This window comes from Agrobacterium sp. Azo12, assembly GCF_029193765.2.
In the GTDB taxonomy this organism is placed as follows: Bacteria; Pseudomonadota; Alphaproteobacteria; order Rhizobiales; family Rhizobiaceae; genus Agrobacterium.
Window position 1 is genome coordinate 1,792,958 of the sequence record NZ_JARFYO020000001.1, and the last position, 24,765, is coordinate 1,817,722.

The 24,765-nt window shown below is 54.9% G+C and carries 21 protein-coding genes and 2 tRNA genes; 15 read left to right on the top strand and 8 right to left on the bottom strand.

The window, feature by feature from the left end; translation table 11 throughout:
* The first annotated feature begins 71 nt into the window (after positions 1-71).
* The 9 genes from hemN to PYL13_RS08405 all read left to right on the top strand — a co-directional run bounded on the left by hemN (position 72) and on the right by PYL13_RS08405 (position 9,456).
* Positions 72-1,421: an oxygen-independent coproporphyrinogen III oxidase gene (hemN, locus tag PYL13_RS08365; protein WP_275640998.1), complete on the top strand. Its 1,350-nt coding sequence runs from the start codon at positions 72-74 to the stop codon at positions 1,419-1,421.
* A gap of 118 nt (positions 1,422-1,539) precedes the next feature.
* Positions 1,540-1,824 carry an acyl carrier protein gene (locus tag PYL13_RS08370; RefSeq protein WP_192487707.1) on the top strand — a complete coding sequence of 95 codons (285 nt, stop codon included), beginning with the start codon at positions 1,540-1,542 and terminating at the stop codon, positions 1,822-1,824.
* Positions 1,825-1,932: 108 nt separating this feature from the next.
* Positions 1,933-2,409, top strand: a complete 477-nt coding sequence (locus tag PYL13_RS08375; protein ID WP_192487708.1) for a 3-hydroxyacyl-ACP dehydratase FabZ family protein — start codon at positions 1,933-1,935, stop codon at positions 2,407-2,409.
* Between the two features lie 185 nt (positions 2,410-2,594).
* Complete coding sequence (locus tag PYL13_RS08380; protein WP_275640999.1) at positions 2,595-3,791, top strand: beta-ketoacyl-ACP synthase; 1,197 nt, start codon at positions 2,595-2,597, stop codon at positions 3,789-3,791.
* A 12-nt stretch (positions 3,792-3,803) separates the two neighbouring features.
* On the top strand, positions 3,804-5,090 hold the full coding sequence (locus PYL13_RS08385; protein ID WP_259144969.1) for a beta-ketoacyl-ACP synthase: 1,287 nt from the start codon (positions 3,804-3,806) through the stop codon (positions 5,088-5,090).
* A 149-nt stretch (positions 5,091-5,239) separates the two neighbouring features.
* The gene (locus tag PYL13_RS08390; protein WP_275641000.1) at positions 5,240-6,268 is read left to right on the top strand and encodes a zinc-binding dehydrogenase; all 1,029 of its coding nucleotides are present in this window, start codon (positions 5,240-5,242) and stop codon (positions 6,266-6,268) included.
* Positions 6,268-7,203, top strand: a complete 936-nt coding sequence (locus PYL13_RS08395) for a lipid A biosynthesis lauroyl acyltransferase (RefSeq protein WP_441296632.1) — start codon at positions 6,268-6,270, stop codon at positions 7,201-7,203. The genes PYL13_RS08390 and PYL13_RS08395 overlap by 1 nt, the downstream gene beginning before the upstream one ends.
* 252 nt (positions 7,204-7,455) lie before the next feature.
* Positions 7,456-8,130, top strand: a complete 675-nt coding sequence (locus PYL13_RS08400) for a PAS domain-containing protein (RefSeq protein WP_192487713.1) — start codon at positions 7,456-7,458, stop codon at positions 8,128-8,130.
* A 639-nt stretch (positions 8,131-8,769) separates the two neighbouring features.
* Positions 8,770-9,456, top strand: a complete 687-nt coding sequence (locus PYL13_RS08405; RefSeq protein ID WP_275641002.1) for a PAS domain-containing protein — start codon at positions 8,770-8,772, stop codon at positions 9,454-9,456.
* 62 nt (positions 9,457-9,518) lie between these two features.
* Here the strand turns inward: PYL13_RS08405 and PYL13_RS08410 are convergent, their stop codons facing one another.
* Positions 9,519-10,319 carry a TSUP family transporter gene (locus tag PYL13_RS08410; RefSeq protein WP_275641003.1) on the bottom strand — a complete coding sequence of 267 codons (801 nt, stop codon included), beginning with the start codon at positions 10,317-10,319 and terminating at the stop codon, positions 9,519-9,521.
* Positions 10,320-10,491: 172 nt separating this feature from the next.
* On the opposite strand from PYL13_RS08410, the gene PYL13_RS08415 reads away from it, so the two are divergent.
* The 5 genes from PYL13_RS08415 (at position 10,492) to recJ (ending at position 17,030) form a co-directional block, all read left to right on the top strand.
* Positions 10,492-11,451, top strand: a complete 960-nt coding sequence (locus PYL13_RS08415) for a nucleoside hydrolase (RefSeq protein ID WP_275641004.1) — start codon at positions 10,492-10,494, stop codon at positions 11,449-11,451.
* Between the two features lie 362 nt (positions 11,452-11,813).
* The gene (locus PYL13_RS08420; RefSeq protein WP_192487893.1) at positions 11,814-13,034 is read left to right on the top strand and encodes an LL-diaminopimelate aminotransferase; all 1,221 of its coding nucleotides are present in this window, start codon (positions 11,814-11,816) and stop codon (positions 13,032-13,034) included.
* Positions 13,035-13,105: 71 nt separating this feature from the next.
* The gene (locus PYL13_RS08425; protein WP_250982672.1) at positions 13,106-14,425 is read left to right on the top strand and encodes a homoserine dehydrogenase; all 1,320 of its coding nucleotides are present in this window, start codon (positions 13,106-13,108) and stop codon (positions 14,423-14,425) included.
* Positions 14,426-14,664: 239 nt separating this feature from the next.
* Positions 14,665-14,868 carry a hypothetical protein gene (locus PYL13_RS08430; protein ID WP_259144960.1) on the top strand — a complete coding sequence of 68 codons (204 nt, stop codon included), beginning with the start codon at positions 14,665-14,667 and terminating at the stop codon, positions 14,866-14,868.
* A gap of 359 nt (positions 14,869-15,227) precedes the next feature.
* The gene (recJ, locus tag PYL13_RS08435; RefSeq protein ID WP_275641005.1) at positions 15,228-17,030 is read left to right on the top strand and encodes a single-stranded-DNA-specific exonuclease RecJ; all 1,803 of its coding nucleotides are present in this window, start codon (positions 15,228-15,230) and stop codon (positions 17,028-17,030) included.
* A gap of 71 nt (positions 17,031-17,101) precedes the next feature.
* Here the strand turns inward: recJ and PYL13_RS08440 are convergent, their stop codons facing one another.
* The 7 genes from PYL13_RS08440 to PYL13_RS08470 all read right to left on the bottom strand — a co-directional run bounded on the left by PYL13_RS08440 (position 17,102) and on the right by PYL13_RS08470 (position 23,212).
* A complete protein-coding gene (locus PYL13_RS08440) occupies positions 17,102-18,160 on the bottom strand; it encodes a PQQ-like beta-propeller repeat protein (RefSeq protein WP_275641006.1) in 1,059 nt (352 codons plus the stop codon).
* A gap of 189 nt (positions 18,161-18,349) precedes the next feature.
* Positions 18,350-18,424, bottom strand: a tRNA-Glu gene (locus tag PYL13_RS08445).
* Positions 18,425-18,647: 223 nt separating this feature from the next.
* A tRNA-Glu gene (locus PYL13_RS08450) sits at positions 18,648-18,722 on the bottom strand.
* 236 nt (positions 18,723-18,958) lie between these two features.
* On the bottom strand, positions 18,959-19,732 hold the full coding sequence (locus PYL13_RS08455) for an amino acid ABC transporter ATP-binding protein (protein WP_275641007.1): 774 nt from the start codon (positions 19,730-19,732) through the stop codon (positions 18,959-18,961).
* Between the two features lie 11 nt (positions 19,733-19,743).
* On the bottom strand, positions 19,744-20,901 hold the full coding sequence (locus tag PYL13_RS08460; RefSeq protein ID WP_250982668.1) for an amino acid ABC transporter permease: 1,158 nt from the start codon (positions 20,899-20,901) through the stop codon (positions 19,744-19,746).
* A 4-nt stretch (positions 20,902-20,905) separates the two neighbouring features.
* Positions 20,906-22,099: an amino acid ABC transporter permease gene (locus PYL13_RS08465; RefSeq protein WP_275641008.1), complete on the bottom strand. Its 1,194-nt coding sequence runs from the start codon at positions 22,097-22,099 to the stop codon at positions 20,906-20,908.
* 87 nt (positions 22,100-22,186) lie between these two features.
* The gene (locus PYL13_RS08470; protein ID WP_250982666.1) at positions 22,187-23,212 is read right to left on the bottom strand and encodes an amino acid ABC transporter substrate-binding protein; all 1,026 of its coding nucleotides are present in this window, start codon (positions 23,210-23,212) and stop codon (positions 22,187-22,189) included.
* A gap of 336 nt (positions 23,213-23,548) precedes the next feature.
* Between PYL13_RS08470 and PYL13_RS08475 the strand changes: the two genes are divergently transcribed.
* Positions 23,549-24,736 carry a cystathionine beta-lyase gene (locus PYL13_RS08475; RefSeq protein ID WP_275641009.1) on the top strand — a complete coding sequence of 396 codons (1,188 nt, stop codon included), beginning with the start codon at positions 23,549-23,551 and terminating at the stop codon, positions 24,734-24,736.
* Positions 24,737-24,765 lie beyond the last annotated feature (29 nt).

Sequence of the window (24,765 nt, forward strand, 5' to 3'; positions counted from 1 at the left end):
GAAGTCAAAGTTGCAAACTGTCGCAGACGCTACTTTCGGGTTATGTTTAGAATGGCCAAGGTAGAAATTGCATGTCGGAAAAGCTTCTCGAAAAATATTCCGGCGCGGTTCCGCGTTACACGAGTTACCCTACTGCACCCCACTTCCACGAGGGGGTCAGCTGCGGCATTTATGCGCAATGGCTGGGCAAATTGGGCGATAGCGACAATTTGTCATTGTATTTGCACATACCTTATTGCGATCGCCTGTGCTGGTTCTGCGCCTGTCACACCAAGCACACGCTGAAATATGAGCCGATTGCCAGCTACCTCACGTCACTGAAGCTTGAAATCGCAGCTGTCGGTCAGCGCATATCACGCGATGCCAGGGTAACGGCCGTGCATTTTGGTGGCGGTTCGCCAACCATGTTGAAGCCTGAGGACATGATTGATCTGATGGACTGTCTTCGCGCGGCGTTCAATTTTGCCGAGAACGCCGAAATCAGCGTGGAGATGGACCCCAACGATCTCGATGAGCCGCGATATGATGCGCTGGCCACCATCGGCATGACCAGAGCAAGTCTTGGTGTGCAGGACTTCGACCCTAAGGTGCAGAAAACCATCAACCGCATTCAGACCTTCGAGCAGACACGGTCGGTGGTGGAGGCGGTGCGGGCGAGGGGCGTACGTTCAGTCAATTGCGATATCCTTTACGGCTTGCCCTACCAGTCGCTGGACACGCTGGCGGAAACCGTCAGGTCGATTATTTCGCTGGATCCGGACCGCATTGCACTGTTTGGTTATGCCCATGTTCCATGGATGAAAAAACACCAGACCATGATCCCTGACGAAGCACTGCCTGATATTGTCGAGCGTTACCGGCAAATGACACTGGCTGGTGACATGCTGGTGGCGGCTGGTTACGAGGCAATCGGCATCGACCATTTTGCAAAGCCGGTCGATAGTCTGGCCGTTGCCTGTTCGAATGGCGATCTCAAACGCAATTTCCAAGGTTATACTGATGATTGTGCCACGGCGCTGATCGGTCTTGGTGCATCTTCGATTGGCAAGCTGCCACAGGGATATGTGCAGAACATGCCAGCGACCGGCGAATATCAACGCATGGCTGAAACCGACGGCCTGTGCGTGGTGCGCGGAATTGAACTCAGTGACGATGACCGGCCCCGCGCCTGGGTCATTGAGCGCATCATGTGCGATTTCGCCTTCGACTTTGCCGAACTGGAGCGTGAATTTGGCCGGGATCCATCTGGCATCATTGCCGAAGCAAAACTGTTTGCGGCACAAAACAGCGATGGTATTGCGCAAATAAAAGGTCAGGTCTTTTCGCTCACAGAGGCGGGAAAACCCTTTGCGCGCACGGTCGCTGCGGTGTTCGATAGTTACTTATCCACTGGAAAAGGTCGCCATTCGGTTGCTGTTTAAGCAACACATTGACAGCAAATTACACGTTCTTTGCTGGTACCCATTGGCTTTTCAACTTGATTTGCCTATGTGGTGCGTCTGATAAGCGTTATTTGAAGACAAAAGACAGACAAGGATTATGGGCGTGACAGCTACATTTGACAAGGTTGCCGACATCATCGCCGACACCAGCGAAATTGACCGGGAAACCATTACGCCGGAGAGCCACACAATCGACGATCTGGGCATCGACAGCCTTGATTTCCTCGACATCGTATTTGCGATCGACAAGGAATTCGGCATCAAGATCCCGCTCGAGCAGTGGACCCAGGAAGTCAACGAAGGCAAGGTAACGACAGAAGAATACTTCGTGTTGAAAAACCTCTGCGCCAAGATCGACGAACTGAAGGCCGCCAAGGGCTGATCTGTTCCGGCATCCGCAATTTTGTGGACCGCTGAGTGAGTTGAATATTGGTTTATATCCCTCACGCCGGAACCGGCGGGAGGGATTGTTTTATTAAGCGGAGGGCAAATGCTTCTCGAATATTTCCAGATGATCGACCACATCGAGTCTGTCGATAAAACGGCGCGCATATTGAAGGCACGCTCAGTTGTGCCGGCAAAAAGCCCGGTTTTTGAAGGTCATTTTCCCGGAATGCCGCTTGTTCCCGGTGTTTTGCTGATTGAAACCATGGCGCAAGCCTCCGGCATGCTGGTTCTCAGCCTGACCGATTTTGCCGCCATGCCGTTTTTGATGACGGTTGACGGCGCCAAAATGCGCACTTTCGTGGAGCCGGAAGCGGTTCTGGATATCGAAGCGTTTCTGGAACATGAAGGTTCCGGTTTTGCTGTGACCAAGGCTAAGATCACCTCTGGTGGCAAGAAGGTCTGTGACGCGCAGCTGAAACTGCGCACCATGCCGTTCAGCGATATTCCGCTTGGTCCAATCGTCAAGAAACGCGCAGAAGAAGTGGGCCTGATGGCTGCTCTGGCCGCCTCTGAAGGTTGAAAAACGCGCTATCAGCCGGTTCGACCGGTGAATAAACAAGGTTTTGAAGGCCTCGTTCGGGCCTTCGCCATTGCCAAGTCGTTTTGTGCGGATTATTCGGCAAGCATGTAATGCCGCAAGCTGGCGCAAACGCATGAACAGCGGACGCGAACCACGGTGGGTCCTGCAACCGCAGAGGATGACGTATGAGCAAATCTGACAATGATGTGGTGATAACAGGTGTTGGTATCGTGACCTGTCACGGTGTCGGCACTGAAGCGCATATCGCTTTGCTTTCCGCAAGTGTTGCGCCGGAAACGATTGTCGAGAGCGAGAAGTTCAAACCTTACCCGGTTCACCCTCTGCCCGAGATCGACTGGTCTACGCAGATCGGCCGCAAGGATCAGCGCCAGATGGAAAACTGGCAGCGCCTTGGCGTGTTTGCCGCGGGTCTTGCGCTGGATGATTCCGGTTTCAAGGAAGATGCCGACGCATGCGCCACCATGGACATGATCGTTGCTGCCGGGGGCGGGGAACGTGACATCAACGTTGATACGCTGATCGTCGATGAAGCCTTGAAGCGCAACGACCGCGAAATTCTTCTCAATGAAAAGCTGACGACGGAACTGCGCCCGACGCTGTTCCTTGCCCAGCTTTCCAACCTGATGGCTGGCAACATTTCCATCGTGCACAAGGTCACCGGTTCGTCGCGTACCTTCATGGGCGAAGAAGCAGCCGGTATTTCTGCCGTCGAAACAGCCTTCCACCGCATCCGTTCGGGTGAATCGAGCCATGCGCTGGTTGGTGGTGCTTTCTCGGCCGAACGTCCTGACATGATTTTGCTGTTTGAAGCCATCAATGCCCACGCCCAGGGTGACTGGCAGCCATTGTGGTCGCGCGGCACTGATAATGGCGGTGGCATGATCACCGGTTCTGTCGGCGCATTCCTCGTACTGGAATCACGCAAACACGCCGTTGACCGTGGTGCAAAGATTTATGCCCGCATCGACGCGATCGAAGGTGACCGCGGCAACCGCGACGACGCCAAGATGGAAAAGCGCCTCGAGCGCCTGCTGTCTCCGGCTGGTGACGCGGGTGACACGCTTGTCCTGTCGGGCGCCAGCGGCTTCCATGACGTGACGAAGCGCGAAAAGGCTCTGCTGGAAAAGGCGCTGCCAAACGCTGTTATCCGCGGTTACAGCGGTGTTACCGGCCATGCGCTGGAAGCGCAGTTCCCGCTCGGTCTGGCACTGGGTGCGCTTGCCATTGAAAGCGGCGCAAAGCTGCCAGCCTTTGATGGCGCACAGGAAAAGCCGATGTCGACAAGCGCCAACACGGCAGTGGTCACCACCGTCGGCCACGTGCGTGGCGAAGGCGTCGCCGTTTTGTCCCGTGATGTTTGAGGAGTAAAAAAGATGGCATCATCCAGCTTCAAGGATCATCTCGGACGTCCAATCGTTGCCGTGACCGGCATGGGCATCATCACCTCGCTCGGACAAGGGCTTGAGGACAACTGGTCTGCACTGACATCAGGCAAATCAGGCATTCACAACATCACACGTTTCCCAACCGACGGCCTGTCGACCAAGATCAGCGGAACCGTTGATTTTATCGAAATTCCGGCGCCGAACTCGGTCGAGCGTTCCTACGCCTTTGCCCGCGAAACCACCATTGAGGCGCTGGCACAGGCCGGTCTGTCGGGTGATTTCGGTGGCCCGCTGTTTTTGGCTGCACCGCCAATCGAGCCGGAATGGAGCGCGCGCTTCGAACTGGCCGATCGTTCGCCACCGGCTGACCAGCCGGGCGATGCCTATAACCGCTTCCTCGCGGCCATGCGCCAGCGCCCGGATGCCGCGTTTCAGGAAGCAGCACTGTTCGGTGCCATTTCCGAGCGTCTGGCCGACCGGTTTGGCACACGCGGTCTGCCGGTAACGCTGTCCACGGCCTGTGCATCCGGCGCCACCGCCATTCAGTTGGGCGTTGAAGCCATTCGTCAGGGTCGTACAGACCGTGCACTGACGGTTGCGACCGATGGTTCGGTCAGCGCCGAGGCGCTGATCCGCTTCTCGCTGCTGTCGGCCCTTTCCACGCAGAACGACCCGCCGGAAAAAGCGTCCAAGCCATTCAGCAAGGACCGTGATGGTTTCGTGATTGCCGAAGGTGCGGCAACGCTGGTGCTGGAATCGCTCGAATCTGCCGTTGCACGCGGTGCCAAGGTTCTCGGCATCATCAAGGGTGCTGGCGAAAAGGCCGACAGCTTCCACCGCACACGCTCCTCGCCAGATGGCGCACCTGCCATTGCAACCATCCGTGCGGCTCTCTCGGATGCCGGTATCGCGCCAGAGGGCATTGGTTACATCAATGCACACGGCACCTCGACGCCGGAAAATGACAAGATGGAATATGGCGCGATGCTGGCCGTGTTCGGTGAAGGCCTGAAGGACATTCCATTGTCGTCCAACAAGTCGATGATCGGCCACACGCTGACGGCAGCGGGTGCAGTTGAGGCGGTGTTCTCGCTGCAAACCATGCTGACCGGCACCTTGCCGCCGACCATCAACTACACCAATCCCGACCCGGCCATCGCGCTTGACGTCGTGCCAAATGTGAAGCGGGAAGCGCAGGTCAGTGCCGTGCTGTCCAACTCCTTCGGCTTCGGCGGACAGAACGCAAGCCTTGTCATGACACGGGAACCGGCTTAATCGGTTTCCCAACGGCACCGGCCCGCATGACTGAACAGGTTTATGGGGCCGGATGCAGAAATTCAAAAGGGTGAGCGTCCCTTGTGTGTCATGTCAGACGCGCGGGCGCTCTCAACCAAACAAAACGCCTCCGGGCGAAGGACTTTATCATGCGCGCCTTGCAACTCGTTGATGACCGTAAACTTGAAAGAGTGGAACTGCCGGAACCGGAAGCACCAGCACCAGGTGAAGTAACGCTTCGGGTCAAGGCTGTTGCGCTGAACCACATCGACGTCTGGGGCTGGCGCGGCATGGCATTTGCCAAGCGCAAGATGCCACTGACGATCGGCGCGGAAGCCTCCGGTGTTGTTGAGGTCATCGGCCCTGGCGTATCCAACGTTCTGCCAGGCCAGCTGGTCTCGATCTATGGCGCACGCATCTGTGGTCTGTGCAAGCCATGCCGTGAGGGCAGGGACAATCTGTGCGAACACGTGGCTGGCGTGCACGGTTTCCACCTCGATGGTTTTGCGCAGGAAAAGATCAACATTCCAGCCCGCCAGCTGGTGCCAGCACCACACGGTGTTGACGCTGTTGCTGCCGCACTCGCACCGGTGACCTTCGGTACGGTTGAACACATGCTGTTTGACAATGCCAAGCTTGAGCCGGGCGAAACGATCCTGATCCATGCCGGCGGTTCCGGCATTGGTTCGGCTGCCATTCAGCTGGCCAAGAAGATGGGTTGCACCGTCATCACCACCGTTGGTTCCGACGACAAGATCGAACGTGCCAAGGCCCTGGGTGCCGACCACGTCATCAACTACCGCACCGACCGCTTCGAAGGCGTTGTGCGCAAGCTGACCAAGAAAAAAGGCGTTGACGTTGTGTTCGAACACGTTGGCAAGGACACATGGGCCGGTTCCATGTTCTCGCTGAAGCGTGGCGGCCGTCTGGTGACCTGTGGTTCGACGTCGGGTGTTTCGACCGACATCAACCTGATGATGCTGTTCCAGCAGCAGCTTAAGCTGCTCGGCTCCTTCGGTTGCCGGATGGAAAACATGGCCAATGCCATGCAGAAGATGGCGCGTGGCATCGTACATCCAGTTATCGACACCGAAGTGACCTTTGATGATATTGACCGTGCGTTGGAGCGCATGGAGACCCGTCAGGTATTCGGTAAAATCGTTCTCAGAATGGATTGATGCCCGTGAAGATGCTTGTGACGCGCATCGTCTTGGCGCTGATGCATTTTCGGCAATGGCTGATTGCGCAATTTGCGTTTGGCCTGCTGAATGTCCTGAAGCTGTTCCCGGCTGATCCGGCCATGCGTTTTGCGGAACGTTTTGCCCGGTGGGTTGGCCCCAAGACCAAGCGTCACAAGCTGATGCTCTATAATCTGGAGCGCGCATTCCCCGAGAAGTCGCAGCAGGAACGTCTCGATATCGCCATGGACAGTTGGGCGAATATGGGGCGTCTGGCAGCGGAATATGTATTTCTGGACCGGTTGTTCGACTTTGATCCGGAAAACGCCACGCCAGGACGCATTGAGGTCGAAGGTATCCCGATCTTCCTCGACCTGCGTGATAATCCACGACCTTTCATCGTGTTTACTGCCCATACCGGCAACTTCGAACTTCTGCCGGTGGCAGGCTCTGCCTTTGGCCTGATGGTCACTGTGCTGTTTCGCCCACCGAACAACCCTTATATTGCTGACAAAGTATTCAACTTCCGTCGTGCGCGCATGGGCGATCTTGTTCCCTCGCATGCCGGTTCATCTTTCGCGCTAGCGCGCCAGTTGGAACGGGGCGGTGGCGTTGGCGTGCTTGTCGACCAGAAGTTCAACAAGGGTCTGTTGACGCAGTTCTTCGACCTTGACGTGAAAACCAACCCGCTGGTTGCCAAGCTGGTTCGCCAGTTCAATTGTGAGGTCTATCCAGCCCGTTGCATCCGTTTGCCCGACAACCGTTACCGCCTGGAAATCGAGCCAAAGATCACGATTCCGGTCGATGAGAAGGGCAATGTCGATGTGGCCGGCACGGCCCAGTTGTTGAACGACAAGGTTGAAAGCTGGGTGCGGGAACATCCGGGGCAGTGGCTCTGGTACCATGACCGCTGGAACATCAAATCCAAGCTTTGAAACAGCTTTCGGGTCTCGAAAATCACGAAACCCTGGCACCAGCTTCAGAATTTATAAAACACGTGGATTTCGGCGGTTAACCACACCAAGAGTAGCGGTTTGTAAACGCTTCTGTTTTTGTGATATTAGTCCACCATGAATTGAATTTTGGTTGATCGGTCTCAGCGTATCCCGGCCTTAGTTGAAGGGATAATTTCGGAGGTTCATCTGTAATTGCATGCGGATTGCGATAATCTTCTCGGGAGAATTGCTTTGAAGACTTTGGTTGAGCGGTTCTGGCAACAATATGCACGGCTGAGACATGCGGTCGAAACCAACGACGCGGTCGCTGTGGAGGCGCTTGATCGGGAACTTGATCCGATCCTTGAGGCGATCATCCACAAGGAAACCCGAAACCCTGATGAGATCCGGATCCAGTTCCAGTTCGCAATTGATTTGCTGAACGAGGAGGCTGAGGATTTTGCTGGCGTCCAGCGCAACACAGAGTTGCTGGAAACCCTGGTAAACCGCTACATCGGCAAGGGTTATTCCCCCAACGACAAGGACGGCAAAGAGCACACCGTGCTGGATGAGGCATGGTTTGACGAGCAGTCCGACCGCATCATCGTGGTGTCTACGGATTACCGTATCTTCTATTGCAACGCTGCCAATGCCAGCCGCTATTCGCTGTCTGTCGCCGATATGCTCGGCAAGCACATCGCGGAGTTTGTCGGTCTGCACCGCTTCCAGCATGGCCTGAAGGAAAAGCTGGTTCAGTGCTTCCAGGGTGAGGCAACGCAGTTTACCTACGCGGAAGATAATGATGGTCGCACCATCGTCGTTTCGCTTGGTCTCACACCTTGCTACTCGTCATCAGGCACGCTTCTCGGTGCGATGATTGTTCTGCAGGAAGCAGCTGACCGCCGCAGACGTTCGGGCGCTGCCTGAAACATTCCTTTGATTATTCCTGACCGCATGTGCTGCAACCGACACCGGTTGCCGTTCGGTCAGCGTGTTAATTCCGGACATTGAACTGATTCACAATCTGACACAGCTGTTTCATTATGAGACAGGTGAGGGCCGCTGTGCGCCGATATGCAATCCCCAATTCGTACAAATTCCCGCATATTGATTTGTCTAAAATCTGTTTCAAAATTGCGACACTTTGCGTGCTTTGCAGTTCGTGATGATTTTTTTTTCGAAGTATCGGAAATTTATTTATTTAAAATTTTCACGTAATTCATGTCCTGTATTTTGAAATAAAGTAGAAAACAAATATCATTTTTTCTGTTGATGCCTGTTTCATCTGATTTTGATTTTCCTAACGTATTGTTTTCGATTTTTCTGAATTATCCAGAGTGAGTTTCCGGAATATATTTAAGAATTCATAGTGTTTTCTGTATTTTTGCTTTTTCTAAATTCAGAATTTCTAATTCAGCCGTCATTTGACTGATTGAATGTGAGGGGTCGTCATGTTAGTGCCTTCCAGCAAAGGATGTGCGGGCATTTGACCATTCTCGCACACGGACACCCGTCGCAATTTTTTACCGCAGCGCGGATATCTGGCAGACCATTTTGGAGACTGGCATGTTGGGGCTTTTCGAAGCGTTTTCGACAAAATGTTTGCAGTTGCAGCAGGCCGTATCTGCCGGACATGACGAACTGGTCCGGGCTCTCGATCGTGAGTTGGACCCGCTCATCGGCATTATCTTGTCCTATAAAGCGCAAAATGCCTATGAAATGCATATGCAGATGCAGTTTCTGGCGGCGCTGATCCGTGAAGATGCGGATGATCCGTCAAGCGTGCTGCGCCATTCGGCTGCCATGTCGATGCTGATCGACCGTTATTTCGCCGACAGCACCATGCAGGCTGAAGACGCTCGCCCCGCCACTGTCGAGACAAGAGCAAAACAGCAGACCTATCCTGATATGCTGTTCAGTGAAGTGGTGCTGGATCTGCTGCCAGACCGGGTGGTGGTGATCACCACCGACTGCCGTTTTCTCTACGCCAACAAGCGTTATTCGAAATATTTCAACAGAACGCCACTATCTCTGATCGGCTCATCGATTTCAGAGCTGGTTGGCAGCGAATATTTTGAAATGAAGATCAAGCCGCGCCTTGATCGTTGTTTTGAAGGGGAAAGCCTTGATTATACCCACGAGCCGTGGGGGCAGGGCGAACGGATGGCCCGTTACCGCATGACGCCGCTTCGTTGTGCTGACCACCGCATTGCCGGTGCCATCGTGGTCATGCAAGACTTGCATGAGGCCTGAGGCACGGCATTGCGCCGTGCCATTGTCTGGTTGTTGATGGTCCCGCGACCAGGACCTTGTTTTTAGAAACCAAAGACTGCCGTCATCCGCGCCCACAGGGCAGGGTCGACCTGACCAATAATCAACCGTGCCGCCATGGCAAGGCAGGAGATGATCAGCAGGGGACGGATCAGCTTTGCGCCATTTTTCATGGCGAAGTGTGAACCAAGCTGCGCGCCAATGAACTGGCCGATGCCCATGACAAAACCGATTTTCCACAACACTGCACCGCTGATCGTGAACACGATGAAGCTGCCGACATTGGAGCCGAAGTTCAAAAGCTTGGTGTGAGCTGTGGCTTTCAGCATGCCGTAACCGGCCAATGACACGAAGGCCAGCATGAAGAACGATCCGGTACCGGGACCGAATATACCGTCGTAAAAACCGATCAGCGGCACGACCGTGCAGCCGAACATAAAGGATGAAATGCGTCTGTGGCGGTCCTGATCGCTCAGCTGCTGTTTGAATGCGAAATAGAGCGCAATGCCAACCAGCAGGAACGGCATGATAAAACGCAACACTTCGGCCGGTACAAAGGCTGCGGCAATGGCGCCGAATACCCCGCCCACCATTGACAAAAGTGCCATCGGCAATTGGCTTTTCAGGTCCACCAGACCGCGCTTTGTGTAGGCGTAAGTGGCAGACGCCGAACCGAACTGCGATTGCAGCTTGTTGGTGCCCAGCGCCTCAAGCGGTGGAATGCCCATGATCAGCATGGCCGGAATGGTAATCAGCCCGCCGCCGCCGGCAATGGAATCGATAAAGCCGGCAACAATGGCGACAACAAACAGGGTGGAAAGCAGGTGCAACGTGACGTCGGTCAAGGGGCGAATTCCGGGAGGGGCAAAAGATGACAGCGTTATTGTCACTGAAGCCAATGCTTGGCAAACGCTATTTCCGTTCACGTTAGGGATTGCGGATGCGCCGCTTATGATTAATGTGCCCGCACCCGGCGGCACATCAGCCGGCATAGAAAGATTTTGCGGAGCATACTGAATGCATAAGGTGATATTTGATACGGATCCCGGCGTCGATGACGCAATGGCCCTGCTTTTCCTTCACAGGCACCCGGAGATCGATCTGATAGGCATCACCACTGTTTTTGGGAATGCGCCGATTGAGATCACAACGCGCAACGCGCTTTTCCTGAAGCAGCAATGGGGCATTTCCGCACCGGTCGCCAAGGGCGCCAATGTGACGTTTGATCCGTCCCGTCCCGAGGGACATTGGCCAACCTTCATCCATGGTGAAAACGGTCTGGGCGACATCGATATCCCCGCGACCATTGACCTGCCCATCGATCCGCGTCCGGCCCACCACTTCCTGATCGAAACGGTCAAGGCCAATCCGGGCGAGGTGACAATCATTGCTGTTGGACGCATGACCAACCTTGCACTGGCATTGCGCGAAGATCCGGATTTTGCCGCACTGGTGAAGGACGTCATCATCATGGGTGGCGCATTCGACATTAACGGCAACGTATCGCCAGCCGCCGAAGCCAATATTCATGGCGACCCGGAAGCGGCCGATCTGGTGTTTACCGCACCTTGGCGCGTCACCATCGTTGGTCTGGATGTCACGACCAAGACCGTGATGACCTCGAAATTCATGGATGACATGGCAAAAGCAGGTGGCAAGCCGGTGCAACTGCTGTCGGACCTGTCGCAGTTCTATATCGAGTTCTACAAGGTACGCACCGGCGACGGCATGGTTGTGCATGACAGCTGCGCCTGCGTTTATCTGGTGGCACCGGAACTGTTCGAGACACGCAGCGGTCCGGTTCGCGTGGTGTGCGGTGGTCTGGCCGATGGTGCGACCATCCAGAAACCGGATGGTCGTGGTTTCCCGCCAGGCAACTGGGATGGTCATCCATGCCAGCTCGTTTGCACCGATATCAAGCCGGATGCGGTGCTTTCGCTCATCCGTTCTGTCATCGTGCACGGCAAGCACGCCTGATTGTCGGGCCGATTGCAGCAAAATGGCCGGTTTCCGGCCATGGTTGCCTTGCATTCAAACCAAAACTGGCGTTAAGCAAAAACGTGTTTACGCATCACTGCGTCGGATCGGCTGCCGTAAAAAAAGCTTATATCCGACACATCCATGCGCCACTTCATCTCAATGCAGATGACGATGTCCGGCGACATGGGATGGAGTGATCAGGCTGGCGCCAATTGACCGGTTAAATCGTTAGGATTTTCCGATCTTTGCGCTACAATACCAGAATCTGCAGGATGTGTTCGTGTCGGCAGGTTACTGTAATAAAAACGAACTTTCGCAAATGCGCCGGGCAGTGCTGGCGCATTTTCATGAGGAAGAAGATGGAAGAGTTTCACAAGGTCAAGCGTCTGCCGCAATACGTATTCGAACAGGTAAACCGTTTGAAAGCGAGCGCACGAGCGGGTGGCGCGGATATTATTGACCTTGGCATGGGAAACCCGGATCTTCCGACCCCGAAAGCGATCGTCGACAAGCTGTGTGAAGTCGTTCAGGACCCACGCACCCACCGCTATTCCTCGTCCAAGGGCATTCCCGGTCTTCGCAAGGCGCAGGCCGCCTATTACGCCCGTCGTTTTGGCGTGAAGCTCAATCCCGATACTCAGGTTGTTGCGACACTCGGCTCCAAGGAAGGCTTCGCCAACATGGCGCAGGCAATCACTGCGCCGGGCGACGTTATTCTCTGCCCGAACCCGACCTATCCGATCCATGCTTTCGGCTTCCTGATGGCTGGCGGTGTGATCCGCTCCATGAATGTCGAGCCGGATGAGACATTCTTTGGCCCGCTGGAGCGCGCTGTGCGCCACTCCATTCCAAAGCCATTGGCGCTGATCATCAACTACCCGTCCAACCCGACGGCGCATGTTGCATCGCTTGATTTCTACAAGGATATCATCGCATTCGCCAAGAAGCATGACATCATCGTGCTGTCGGATCTGGCCTATTCGGAAATCTACTTCGACGAAAACAACCCGCCGCCATCGGTGCTGCAGGTTCCAGGTGCCATGGATGTGGCCGTTGAGTTCACCTCCATGTCCAAGACCTTCTCCATGCCCGGCTGGCGCATGGGCTTTGCGGTCGGTAACGAGCGTCTGATCTCGGCTTTGACCCGCGTAAAGTCCTATCTGGACTACGGCGCCTTCACGCCGATCCAGGTTGCTGCTACCCACGCCCTGAACGGCGATGGCTCCGATATTGCCGAAGTGCGCAACGTTTACCGCCGCCGCCGTGACGTGATGGTTGATACATTCGGCAAGGCTGGCTTTGAAGTGCCACCACCGGCCGCCACCATGTTTGCTTGGGCCAAAATTCCGGAAAAGTTCCGTCATCTGGGTTCGCTCGAGTTTTCCAAGTTGCTCGTAGAAAAGGCCGATATTGCGGTTGCTCCGGGTGTTGGCTTCGGCGAAATGGGTGATGACTATGTTCGTCTGGCTCTCGTTGAAAACGAACACCGCATTCGTCAGGCTGCGCGCAACTTGAAGCGCTTCCTGTCCACAGCTGATGAAACGATGCATAACGTCGTTTCTCTGAACGCTCACCGTTAATAGCGGGGGCAACTCCCTGGGTGGCCGGTCCCGGCCACCTGTTATTACCAAAACAAATCAGGATTATACCAATGGCAGATTCATTGAGAATCGGCATAGCGGGGCTCGGCACTGTCGGCTCGTCGCTTGTGCGCATCATCCAGCAGAGAAGCAACGAGCTTGCAATTACCTGCGGACGCGCGATTGAGATTATTGCCGTCAGCGCGCGCGACCGTTCGCGCGACCGTGGCATTGATCTCACCGGTATTACCTGGTTTGACACACCCGAGCAGATGGCAGCCGAAGCTGAGATCGATGTGTTCGTTGAACTGGTTGGCGGTGCATCTGGCCCTGCCAAGGCAGCAGTCAGAACCGCGCTTGCTCGCGGTCTGCATGTGGTGACAGCCAACAAGGCATTGCTTGCCAAGCACGGTGTGGAACTGGCAACTACGGCAGAAGAGAAGGGCGTTCTCCTGAACTTCGAAGCTGCGGTGGCCGGTGGTATTCCCGTTATCAAGGCACTGCGTGAATCCCTGACCGGCAACCACGTGTCCCGGATCTACGGTATCATGAACGGTACCTGCAATTACATCCTGACCAAGATGGAGAAGGAAGGCCTGTCCTTTGAGACGTGCCTGAAGGAAGCGCAGCGTCTTGGTTACGCTGAAGCGGACCCAGCCTTTGACATCGAGGGCAATGACACCGCTCACAAGCTTGCCATTTTGACGACGCTGGCATTCGGCAACAAGATTGCAGCTGACGACATCTATCTCGAAGGTATCACCAATATCTCGATTGAAGATATCCATGCCGCTGCCGATCTCGGTTACCGCATCAAGCTGCTCGGCGTTGCACAGATGACTGAGTCAGGCATTGAACAGCGCGTTCACCCAACCATGGTGCCGCTGGATTCCGTGATTGCGCAGGTGGATGGCGTGACCAACGCTGTCGCCATCGAATCCGACATCCTCGGTGAATTGCTGATGGTTGGCCCCGGCGCCGGTGGTAATGCAACGGCATCTGCCGTTCTCGGCGATATCGCCGACATCGCCAAGAGCCGTCCTGGCATTCAGCAGGTTCCAGTCCTTGGCCGTCCGGCCAAGTCACTGGAAAAGTATCGCCGCGCCAAGATGAAGAAACACGAAGGCGGTTACTTCATCCGCCTGACTGTCGCTGACCGCGCCGGCGTGTTTGCCAGCATCGCGACAAGCATGGCTGAAAATGGCATTTCGCTGGAATCGATCGTGCAGCGCTCGCGCGCCCAGACGCCGGATGCCCCGCAGACAATCGTGCTGGTGACCCACGCAACCATGGAAGACGCCGTTCGCAAGGCCGTCGCCTCCATCAAGAGCCAGGCTTACCTGACGGATGAACCGCAGGTCATCCGAATCGAGCGCACAAAGGCTGCCTGATTCGCGCCGCATTTCGGTTTTCGCACCGAATTTCGGTTCCATTTTGACATTATCGATGCCCTGCCGCTGGTTATGACCACGGCGGGGCATTCGCTTTTACAAAATGTGACTGCCATAAGCCCCGATAGCCGCCTTTGAGTACTCTATTTTGCTTACTCAGTAAGGAGTAAGGCTGGTCAAGGGCGTTAAGTGACAGTACCATGACATCAACTGAAATCACCAAGCGAGGGAGGCGCGTCGTGAGTTCAATTGTACTGTTCAAGGATATTGGTCCTGTCGAAAAGGCAGAGGTTCATCCTCTGCCAAACTTTTCGAACGACAATTTTGCCCTGTGTGAAAATGAAGAAAGTTTCGCCCGACGTAACTGGGCGGTACTGACCATTCTGCTGTCCGTCGTGGCCAGCAGCGTCGGAGCCTTGGCTCTGCCGATTGTTCTGGGCTGATTTGACACGATAACAGCCACCATGTCTGAGGGTGGTGGCTGTTGTGACGGTCTGGAAACTGCATGCTTTCCGGACTTATCCTAAAGCGGCGCACATCCATGATGTGCGTTGTTTTGGCTGGCGTAAACGCCATGCCACGGCTTTGAATGTGACCAGCTTTGCAGCGCAAGCCTTGCCGTAAAGGCCGTTCGTGCATTTTGGTGATGCCATGCTTTAGGGCAGGTCATGTGTCCCAACAAAGTTTTCGGCCGCTCTTGCTCTTGAAACTCCCGCACGACAGAATAAATGCTCGTCTTTAAGACACGAAAGCTGTTTAACCGCTTTCATCATGTGTTGAGTTTGGCAGAGCAGGATAGTGAATGACGGAACCGGTCGATACCGTGCCACGTGCGTTTCTGGGTGTGGAGCGATCGGTCAGCGACCAGCGCTGGGTGTCACGGCTTGATCAGGCCGGGCAGAACCGCGCCCTCGCCATGGCGCAGCTTCACGGTATGCCGGAACTGATCGCCCGTGTGCTGGCCGGACGTGGCGTTGCAGTTGATGAGGCATTGGAATTTCTCGACCCAACCATCCGTAACCTGATGCCCGATCCGCACACGCTGACGGATTGTGAACTGGCCGCGAATCGTCTGGCCGCCGCCATCGAGAAAAACGAAAAGATAGCCATCTTCGGTGACTATGACGTTGATGGCGCATCGTCGGCTGCCTTGATGTACCGCTTCCTCAATCATTTCGGGCTTGAGCCGGAAATCTATATTCCCGACCGTATTTTTGAAGGTTATGGCCCAAACCCCGCAGCCATGCAGCAACTGGCCGCCAATGGCGCAACGCTGATCGTGACAGTGGATTGCGGCTCGACCAGCCATGAATCGCTGCTGGCCGCCAAACAGGCCGGCACCGATGTCGTCGTCATCGATCACCACCAGGTCGGTGAAACGCTGCCGCCTTGCGTGGCGCTGGTAAACCCCAACCGCCAGGACGATCTCTCAGGTCAGGGCCATCTCTGCGCAGCCGGTGTGGTGTTTCTGGTTCTGGTGGCAACGCTGCGGGTGATAAAGGACAAAAAGGACCGCCGCGCTTTCACGCTCGACCTTCTGTCCTTCCTCGATATCGTGGCACTGGCGACAGTTTGTGACGTCGTACCATTGAAGGGGCTGAACCGCGCCTATGTGGTCAAAGGTCTGGTTGCGGCCCGCCACATGAACAATGCCGGTCTGGCCGCGCTGTTTAAGATCGCAGGCCTCGGCGGGCCGGTAACACCTTATCATTTCGGTTTTCTGATTGGTCCTCGCATCAACGCTGGCGGCCGGATTGGCGACGCCGCACTCGGCAGCCGCCTGTTGACCATTGATGACCCATCGGGTGCTGAAGTCATCGCGGCAAAGCTCGATGAACTGAACCGCGAACGTCAGGCGATGGAAACCGTGATGCTGGCCGAGGCGGAAGCCGAAGCGCTTGCCGAATATGGTGACGGCTCCGGGGCAGGGGTTATCGTCACCGCCCGGCAGAACTGGCACCCCGGCATTGTCGGCCTGCTGGCATCACGCCTTAAAGACCGCTTCCGCCGCCCGGCCTTTGCCATTGCCTTTGATGCAAACGGCAAGGGTACCGGTTCCGGCCGCTCGATCAATGGCTTTGACCTTGGCCGCATGGTGCGGGCTGCCGTCGACAATGGCCTTCTGGTCAAGGGGGGCGGCCATGCCATGGCAGCCGGCCTGACAGTGGAGCGCAGCGCGCTTGGCAAGCTTAGAACCTTCTTTGAAGAAAGCGCCTCCAAGGCCATCGCATCGTTGGTCGAAAACAGTGCCCTGAAGATCGATGGTGCCATTGGTGCCTCTGGTGCGACGCTGGATTTGATCGACCGGCTGGAAGCTGCTGGCCCCTATGGTTCGGGCCATTCACAGCCGATTTTTGCCATTCCGGCCCACCGCCTGAAAGATGCCCGCACCGTGGGTGCCAATCACGTCAAGATAACGTTGGAAGCACTGGATGGCAGCCGGCTGGACGGTATTGCCTTCAGGGCGGCAGATGCGCCGCTCGGCCAACTGCTGCTGAACGGCAGAGGCCGCTCCGTGCATGTTGCAGGCACATTGGGCGCGGAACAATGGCAGGGTCAACGCCGGGTGCAGATCCGCGTGCTGGACGCAGCACTCGCCAATTGATGTAACAAGCTGCTCGAAGGCTAAGCAAGCCTGTGATGCCGCAAACGACCGCCCAGCAGTTCTGAAAATGCTCAGTTTTGGTAGAGTTCAACGGTGCGACCGGTAGCAACCGCTAGCAGGTTGTTTTCTGCGGCCAATCCGCCGCCTTTGCATTTGCCATCACCCACACCAAAAGTCGGCGTGGTGATTGTGCCGTCAATATTCATGCCAACAATCTGCCCTTTGTCATCAAGAACGAAAATTTGTCCTTGATGATACAGCGGCTGGCCGACGATCTCGCCTTGTAACGGTTGGCTCCAGGCCGCCTCGAGTTGCGGCTTTTTGAACAGCAACCCCTTCTTTTCCAGCGACGCAACACGGATCGTGCTGTTGTCGTCACCAGCGATGATGCGATTGCCGACAACCAGTGGACCTGATGTGATCGCCGTGCCATCAGGAATGGCCAGAGAGGCCTTCAGGCTGCCATTGGCAGGGTCGTAGAGGTGGATGGCATTGCGGGCGCCCCAGACCAGCAGACCGTCCACAATGGCGGCATTGAAGTGATATTGATCCGCTGTCGTTGACCACAACCTGTTGCCTGACTGCTGGTCGATGCACAGCAGATGTACGGTCGATTGTCCGAACTTGGCACCGGAGACAATTGCCGTATGGAAGATCTTGCCGTCATGCGCCAGAAACCGGTAGGCGTGTCCTCCGGTGTCATGGGACCAGAGGACGTCGCCAGTCGCTTTATCAAGGCACCAGGTCTTCTGGCTGCCGCCACCGGTTTCGGCAATGAAGATACGATCCCCGCTCAGAACAGGCACATTGACATTGCGTGTGCCAAAGGCGCTGGTCCACAGTGTGCTGCCATCAGGCGCATAGGCATGAACCGCGCCGGCGAAGCTGGCAACATAGATATTGCCGTTTTCATCAATCAGCGGTTCCGTCGCCACATGTTCGATCGTGTGTCGCCACAGCTCACGCCCGTCGGTTTTCGAGAGGGCGACTACGCTGCTCTCGAAGAAACTCTTTTTGTCGTAATGAAAAATGCCGACAACCTGGTCCTTGCCAATAACAGGCGTGCGGGCCGAGACATTGCGCTCCTTGGGCAGCGTATAATTCCAAATCATCGTCCAACCGGTGTTCATGGCCAAACCTTCTGGATGAAAATGGTTCGATGGTGTCAAAGGGAAATAGCAACAAAGCGCAAGGTTGTGTACCCGTTAAAGCCACGCGGAGTGCAGGGTATGGCTTGCGCATGTCAGCGCATGGCAAAACGAACAAGCGACGTTGTCGCTGTGGCATTTTTTATCATGATGTAGGGGAGAGAAGCACAGTGGTACGCCCTAGGGGAGTCGAACCCCTCTTTTCAGAATGAAAATCTGACGTCCTAACCGATAGACGAAGGGCGCGTACGCTGTGTTGGCGCCCTTATAATCAGAGGTTTTATTTCCTGCAAGCACCAAATTGCATTTTTTTGCGTTTCGGCTGTGGAAAAATGCATTTTTTTCCAGTTGGCCTTTTAGGTGAGGGGATTGCTGTAAATATCTGAAAATGTCGGCATAAATCGACATGCATAAAGATCTTTCCCGAGGCGGAAATGATGCAGTTTTTCAATTTTCGGGAGGATCACAGTGGTACGCCCTAGGGGAGTCGAACCCCTCTTTTCAGAATGAAAATCTGACGTCCTAACCGATAGACGAAGGGCGCATACGCTGTGTTGGCGCCCTTATAATCAGAGGTTTTATTTCCTGCAAGCGCCAATTTTCGTTTTTTGCAAAAAAATGACAATGCCGATGATTTTATTGTGCGAGTTTTGCAATTGTTGTTTTAAATCAGTGGCTTGTTGTTTTTCTGTCGCTCTGCGGTGACATTTAGTCGGGTATGTATAACGGCCATCTGCGCAAAAAAATGGGGCCGAAGCCCCATTTTTTCGTTTTCGATTCCTAGTGAAGAATCTGGCTGAGGAACAATTTTGTTCGCTCGTGCTGCGGATTGTCGAAAAACTCCTGCGGGGAGTTTTCTTCGACGATCTGGCCCTGGTCCATGAAGATAACCCGGTTTGCCACCTGGCGTGCAAAACCCATTTCGTGGGTTACGCACAGCATGGTCATGCCTTCTTCGGCAAGGCCCACCATCGTATCGAGAACTTCCTTCACCATTTCCGGGTCGAGCGCCGATGTCGGCTCATCGAACAGCAGGATTTTTGGCTTCATGCACAGCGAGCGGGCAATCGCTACACGCTGCTGCTGACCGCCCGAAAGCTGGCCCGGATATTTGTGAGCCTGTTCAGGAATCTTCACGCGCTCCAGGAAGTGCATGGCAATCGCTTCAGCTTCCTTCTTTGGGGTCTTGCGAACCCAGATCGGTGCCAGCGTGCAGTTTTCAAGGATTGTCAGGTGAGGGAACAGGTTGAAGTGCTGGAACACCATCCCCACTTCGCGACGAACCTCATCGATCTTCTTCAGATCGTTGGTCAGTTCGATTCCATCCACCACAATGCTGCCCGACTGGTGTTCTTCCAGACGGTTGATGCAGCGGATCATTGTCGACTTTCCCGAGCCCGAAGGCCCGGCAATGACGATACGCTCACCGCGCATGACCTTGAGGTTGATATCGCGAAGCACGTGGAAATCGCCATACCACTTGTTCATGCCAACGATTTCGATAGCGACATCGGTATCGGAAACCGTCATTTTTTGTGTTTGGGGTCCTGCCATGAGTGTTTCCCTTATCTTTTATGTCCGGTGTCGAGGTGTCTTTCCATAAAGGCAGAGTAACGCGACATGCCGAAGCAGAATATCCAGAAGATGAAGCCTGCGAAAATCAGGCCGGTCAATGGTGTTACCGGGGTAATCCACGTCGCATCGCGGAAATTGAGCTGCACAATACCCAGCAGGTCGAACATGCCAATGATCGATACCAGCGAGGTGTCCTTGAACAGGCCAATGAACGTGTTGACGATGCCGGGAATAACCAGCTTGATTGCCTGCGGCAGAATGATCAACCGCGTGGTCTGCCAGTAGCCGAGGCCGAGTGAATCGGCACCTTCAAACTGGCCTTTTGGAATGGCCTGCAAACCACCGCGAATAACTTCCGCCATGTAGGCAGATGCAAACAGCGCAACGCCGACGAGTGCACGCAGGAAGTTGTCGATTGTCCATCCGGTTGGCAAAAACAGCGGCAGCATGACGTTTGCCATGAACAGAACGGTGATCAGCGGCACGCCACGGATGATTTCGATGAAGCCGACGCACAAGGTCTTGATGGCAGGCATTTTCGATTTTCTGCCAAGTGCCAGCAGGATGCCGAGCGGCAGTGACACCGCAATGCCGACGAACGACAAAATGAGCGTGACCATCAGGCCACCCCAAAGAGGTGTGTCTACGCGCTGCAGGCCGAAAGCACCGCCATGCAGAAGGTAGAAAGCAACCACTGGGAAGATGATGAACATCAGGACGGCGTTCAGTGTCTTGCCAGGGATCTTTGGAATGAGCAGCGGCACCAGCAATGCAATGAGCATGACTGTTACCAGCAGCGGACGCCATCTCTCATCGAGCGGATAACGGCCAAACATGAACTGCGCAAAGCGGTCCTCGACGAATGCCCAGCAGGCACCGGTCCAGCCTTCTGGCTGAATGCCACCCTGGACGACGGTGGCACACACGGAACGGTCAGAGCCGACCCATGATGCCTTGATGAACAACCAGTCGATGGCCGGTGGTACGATAGCCAGGATGATGGCGACCGCTATCAGCGTCAAAATCACGTCTTTGGGGCCGGAGAACAGATTTTTCCGCAGCCATGCAACAGCGCTTTTTTCGTCCTTTGGGGGAGGTGCCGCAGCAACCATGGCGGTGCGGACATATTCTACGTTTCTTGTGCTCATCAGCTTATCTCTCCACCAATGCCATCTTGGCGTTGAACCAGTTCATGAAGAGCGATGTGATGATGCTGATCGACAGATAGACAATCATCCAGATCGACACGACTTCGACGGCCTGACCGGTCTGGTTCAGGGTCGTTCCGCCTGTTGACACCAGATCGGGATAACCGATGGCGACACCCAGCGAAGAGTTCTTCGTGAGGTTGAGATATTGGCTTGTAAGCGGCGGAATGATGATGCGCATGGCCTGCGGCACAACGATAAGACGGGTGGTCTTGCTGGATTTCATGCCAAGCGCGGTCGATGCTTCCGTCTGTCCCTTCGGAACGCCGCGAATACCGGAACGGATGGTTTCGGCAATGAAGGCGGCGGTATAAAAGGAGAGGGCCAGATAAAGCGCGAAAAACTCCGGCAGAACAGTGCTGCCACCCCTTATGTTGAAGCCACCGGCAACAGGTACGTCGAAAGTCAGCGGCGCACCGGCAACCAGAAACGCCAATAGCGGCAGCCCAATCAGGATACCGAGGCCCGCGCGGAAGATCGGGAAGGTCTGACCGGTTTTCATCTGGCGTTTTGTCGCCCATTTGGACAAGGCCACAACGGCAATGATCGCAACCGGAATGCAGATTGCAAAGATCAGCGATCCTTCGCCCCAAACAGGTCTTGGAATAGAAAGACCACGGTTGTTGAGGAAGATGCCAAACGGCAGATCGTAGGAATCTCTGACATTGGGAAGCAGGCGCAAGACGCCCGTGTACCAGAAGAAGATAACCAGAAGCGGCGGGATATTGCGGAACACCTCGACGTAAACCGTGCAAATCTTGGCGATCAGCCAGTTGTTGGACAGGCGCCCGACACCGACGATGAAGCCAATGATTGTTGCGGTGATAATACCGGTTATCGCAACGACTAGGGTGTTGAGGAAGCCGACGACCAGCGCCCGGCCATAGGTGGAATCGCTGGAATAAGCGATCAGCGTGTCACCGATGTCAAAACCAGCGCGGCTATTCAGAAAGCCGTAGCCAGACGCCGTGTTGGAACGTGCGAGGTTGGTCGCCACGTTGTTGGCAATAAACCACACGACGGCAACGAAGATGATGATGGTAACGATTTGAAAGAAGATTGAACGGACGAACGGATCATAAAGGAGTGAACCGGAGGATCTGTTGCCGGAAGACGCAATTGTAGCGTTATCTGCCATGTTTGCCCTATCCCCATGTGGCCATGTTGGCCATCTTGTTATTGTAAAAGGCAAGGCGGGTTTAAGCCGCCTTGCCGTTGACGAGGATTAGCGAATTGGTGGTGCGTACTGCAGGCCACCCTTGGTCCAAAGGGCATTCAGGCCACGCTGGATTTTCAGCGGAGAAGATTCGCCGAGGTTGGCCTCGAAGATTTCACCGTAGTTACCCAGTGCTTTGACGATGTTGTAGGCCCAGTCATTGGTCAGGCCAAGGTCGGTACCAATCTTCGAATCGGTTTCTGTGCCAAGGAAACGCTTGATATCCGGGTTGGTGGTGCTTGCCTTGATTTCATCGACATTGGCTTTTGTGATGCCGAATTCTTCAGCCTGAACCAGTGCGTAATGGCTCCAGGAAACGATATCGAACCACTGGTCGTCACCCTGACGAACGGCTGGTCCAAGTGGCTCCTTGGAAATGATTTCAGGCAGAACAAGATGGTCATCCGGGTTTGGAAGGCCAAGACGAACGGAATACAGACCAGACTGGTCGGTGGTGTAAACGTCGCAACGGCCAGCGGCGTAAGCAGCGTTCACTTCTTCGAACTTTTCAAACACGACTGGCTTGTATTCGAGGTTGTTGGCCTTGAAGTAGTCGGCAAGGTTAAGTTCTGTGGTCGTACCGGACTGTACGCAAACGGCTGCACCGGAAAGTTCGAGTGCCGATTTTACGTTGAGGCTCTTAGGAACCATGAAGCCCTGGCCGTCGTAATAGTTGACGGTACGGAAGTTGAAGCCAAGTGCGGTGTCGCGGCTGATGGTCCAGGTGGTGTTACGGAACAGAACGTCGCCTTCACCGGACTGCAGAGCCGGGAAACGTGTCTGACCTGTTGTTGGTGTAAACTTCACCTTTGTTGGGTCGTTAAAGACCGCAACTGCCACAGCGCGGCAGAAATCAATGTCGAAACCTGTCCAGTTACCGCTGGCATCCGGGGAAGCAAAACCCGGAAGACCTGTGTTCACGACGCATTGTACAAAGCCCTTTGCCTTTACGTCATCCAGTGTTGCGGCCGAAGCCACCGAACCTGCACCCAGCGCAGCTGTGCCGATAATGGCTGACAGAATTGCCTTTTTCATATTTTCCCAACCTTTGTTTATTATTTAATCGATTTAGAAAGGGCGAATACAATTATTTCTTTATATTTCTCCCCTTCCGCATCACCTCCCGGTGCGCACATGCATCACAATCATTATTGCCTTCATGGTCAAGTCTTGGGAGAAATAAAATTGCCTAAAAAAGAGATTTTTCAGTTTGATGACTGTGAATGAAGCAATTGTATAAATTATAGGCGGCGAGTGGGCAAAAATATCGCGTTGCAACCGCCATCTTTAAAACGTTTCTTCTGAGGGTTGACCTGTTCGCTGCGGCCTAGCATGTTCACTTCACATCTATCAGTGAGTGTTTATCCCGAAATGAAAAACAAAGATCTTCTGCTTTCCGGTGCGGGCGACAATACGCGTCTTGCTCATCTGGGAAATGACCCAACCGATTATTATGGCTTCGTAAATCCGCCTGTCGTACGCGCTTCGACCGTGCTTTTCCCTGACGCGCAGGCCATGGCAGACGGCAAGCAGAAATACACGTACGGTACACATGGCACACCGACCACGGATGCGCTTTGTGAAGCAATCAACGAGCTGGATGGCGCAGCAGGGACTATCCTTCTGCCATCGGGGCTGGCTGCGATCACCATCCCGTTTCTTGCCTATCTGTCGCCCGGCGACCACGCGCTGATCGTTGATTCGGTCTATTTCCCGACCCGTCGGTTCTGCAACACCATGCTCAAGCGCATGGGTGTCGAAGTCGAATATTACGATCCGCTGGTTGGCGCTGGCATCGAAGCCCTGATCAAGCCAAATACCAAGCTGGTGCATTTGGAAGCGCCAGGTTCCAACACCTTTGAAATGCAGGAAGTGTCGGTCATTTCGGCCATTGCCCACAAGCATGGCTGCGTCGTTACCATGGACAATACCTGGGCGACGCCGCTGTATTTCAAGCCGCTCGACCACGGCGTTGATATCACCATGCAGGCGGCGACCAAATATCCGTCTGGCCATTCCGACCTGCTGATGGGCTTCGTGTCGGCCAACAAGGAGCATTGGGATACGCTCAACGAAGCCAACATGTTGCTTGGCCTTTGTGCGGCACCGGATGATTCCTACCAGATGCTACGCGGCCTGCGCACCATGGGCGTGCGCCTTGAGCGCCACCAGCAGAGCGCACTTGCCATTGCTGAGTGGCTTGAGGGCAGGGACGATGTGGGCCGTGTGCTGCATCCGGCCTTGCCAAGCTTCCCCGGCCACGACATCTGGAAACGTGACTTCAAGGGCGCAAGCGGCGTGTTCTCCTTCGTGCTGAAGGCTGGTGCCGATGAATTCAAGGCCAAGTCACACGCATTCCTCAATGCGTTGAAACTGTTCGGTCTCGGTTATTCCTGGGGCGGTTATGAAAGCCTCGCCGTTCCGGTCGGTCTGTCGGACCGCGTTGTGGCCAAGGCACCTGAAGGCGGTCCGGTTATCCGTCTGCAGATCGGCCTTGAAGACGTGGCTGATATCCGCAAGGATCTCGAAGCCGGGTTCAAGGCGGCAAGCGCCGTCTGAATTGACGACCTTCGTAAGTTTTAAAAAGC

What these genes read in the sequence shown, in the direction of transcription:
- hemN (WP_275640998.1), top strand. Translation starts at nt 72, where the DNA reads ATGTCGGAAAAGCTTCTCGAAAAATATTCCGGCGCGGTTCCGCGTTAC.
- PYL13_RS08370 (WP_192487707.1), top strand. Translation starts at nt 1,540, where the DNA reads ATGGGCGTGACAGCTACATTTGACAAGGTTGCCGACATCATCGCCGAC.
- PYL13_RS08375 (WP_192487708.1), top strand. Translation starts at nt 1,933, where the DNA reads ATGCTTCTCGAATATTTCCAGATGATCGACCACATCGAGTCTGTCGAT.
- PYL13_RS08380 (WP_275640999.1), top strand. Translation starts at nt 2,595, where the DNA reads ATGAGCAAATCTGACAATGATGTGGTGATAACAGGTGTTGGTATCGTG.
- PYL13_RS08385 (WP_259144969.1), top strand. Translation starts at nt 3,804, where the DNA reads ATGGCATCATCCAGCTTCAAGGATCATCTCGGACGTCCAATCGTTGCC.
- PYL13_RS08390 (WP_275641000.1), top strand. Translation starts at nt 5,240, where the DNA reads ATGCGCGCCTTGCAACTCGTTGATGACCGTAAACTTGAAAGAGTGGAA.
- PYL13_RS08395 (WP_441296632.1), top strand. Translation starts at nt 6,268, where the DNA reads ATGCCCGTGAAGATGCTTGTGACGCGCATCGTCTTGGCGCTGATGCAT.
- PYL13_RS08405 (WP_275641002.1), top strand. Translation starts at nt 8,770, where the DNA reads ATGTTGGGGCTTTTCGAAGCGTTTTCGACAAAATGTTTGCAGTTGCAG.
- PYL13_RS08415 (WP_275641004.1), top strand. Translation starts at nt 10,492, where the DNA reads ATGCATAAGGTGATATTTGATACGGATCCCGGCGTCGATGACGCAATG.
- PYL13_RS08420 (WP_192487893.1), top strand. Translation starts at nt 11,814, where the DNA reads ATGGAAGAGTTTCACAAGGTCAAGCGTCTGCCGCAATACGTATTCGAA.
- PYL13_RS08425 (WP_250982672.1), top strand. Translation starts at nt 13,106, where the DNA reads ATGGCAGATTCATTGAGAATCGGCATAGCGGGGCTCGGCACTGTCGGC.
- recJ (WP_275641005.1), top strand. Translation starts at nt 15,228, where the DNA reads ATGACGGAACCGGTCGATACCGTGCCACGTGCGTTTCTGGGTGTGGAG.
- PYL13_RS08440 (WP_275641006.1), bottom strand. Translation starts at nt 18,160, where the DNA reads ATGAACACCGGTTGGACGATGATTTGGAATTATACGCTGCCCAAGGAG.
- PYL13_RS08455 (WP_275641007.1), bottom strand. Translation starts at nt 19,732, where the DNA reads ATGGCAGGACCCCAAACACAAAAAATGACGGTTTCCGATACCGATGTC.
- PYL13_RS08460 (WP_250982668.1), bottom strand. Translation starts at nt 20,901, where the DNA reads ATGAGCACAAGAAACGTAGAATATGTCCGCACCGCCATGGTTGCTGCG.
- PYL13_RS08465 (WP_275641008.1), bottom strand. Translation starts at nt 22,099, where the DNA reads ATGGCAGATAACGCTACAATTGCGTCTTCCGGCAACAGATCCTCCGGT.
- PYL13_RS08470 (WP_250982666.1), bottom strand. Translation starts at nt 23,212, where the DNA reads ATGAAAAAGGCAATTCTGTCAGCCATTATCGGCACAGCTGCGCTGGGT.
- PYL13_RS08475 (WP_275641009.1), top strand. Translation starts at nt 23,549, where the DNA reads ATGAAAAACAAAGATCTTCTGCTTTCCGGTGCGGGCGACAATACGCGT.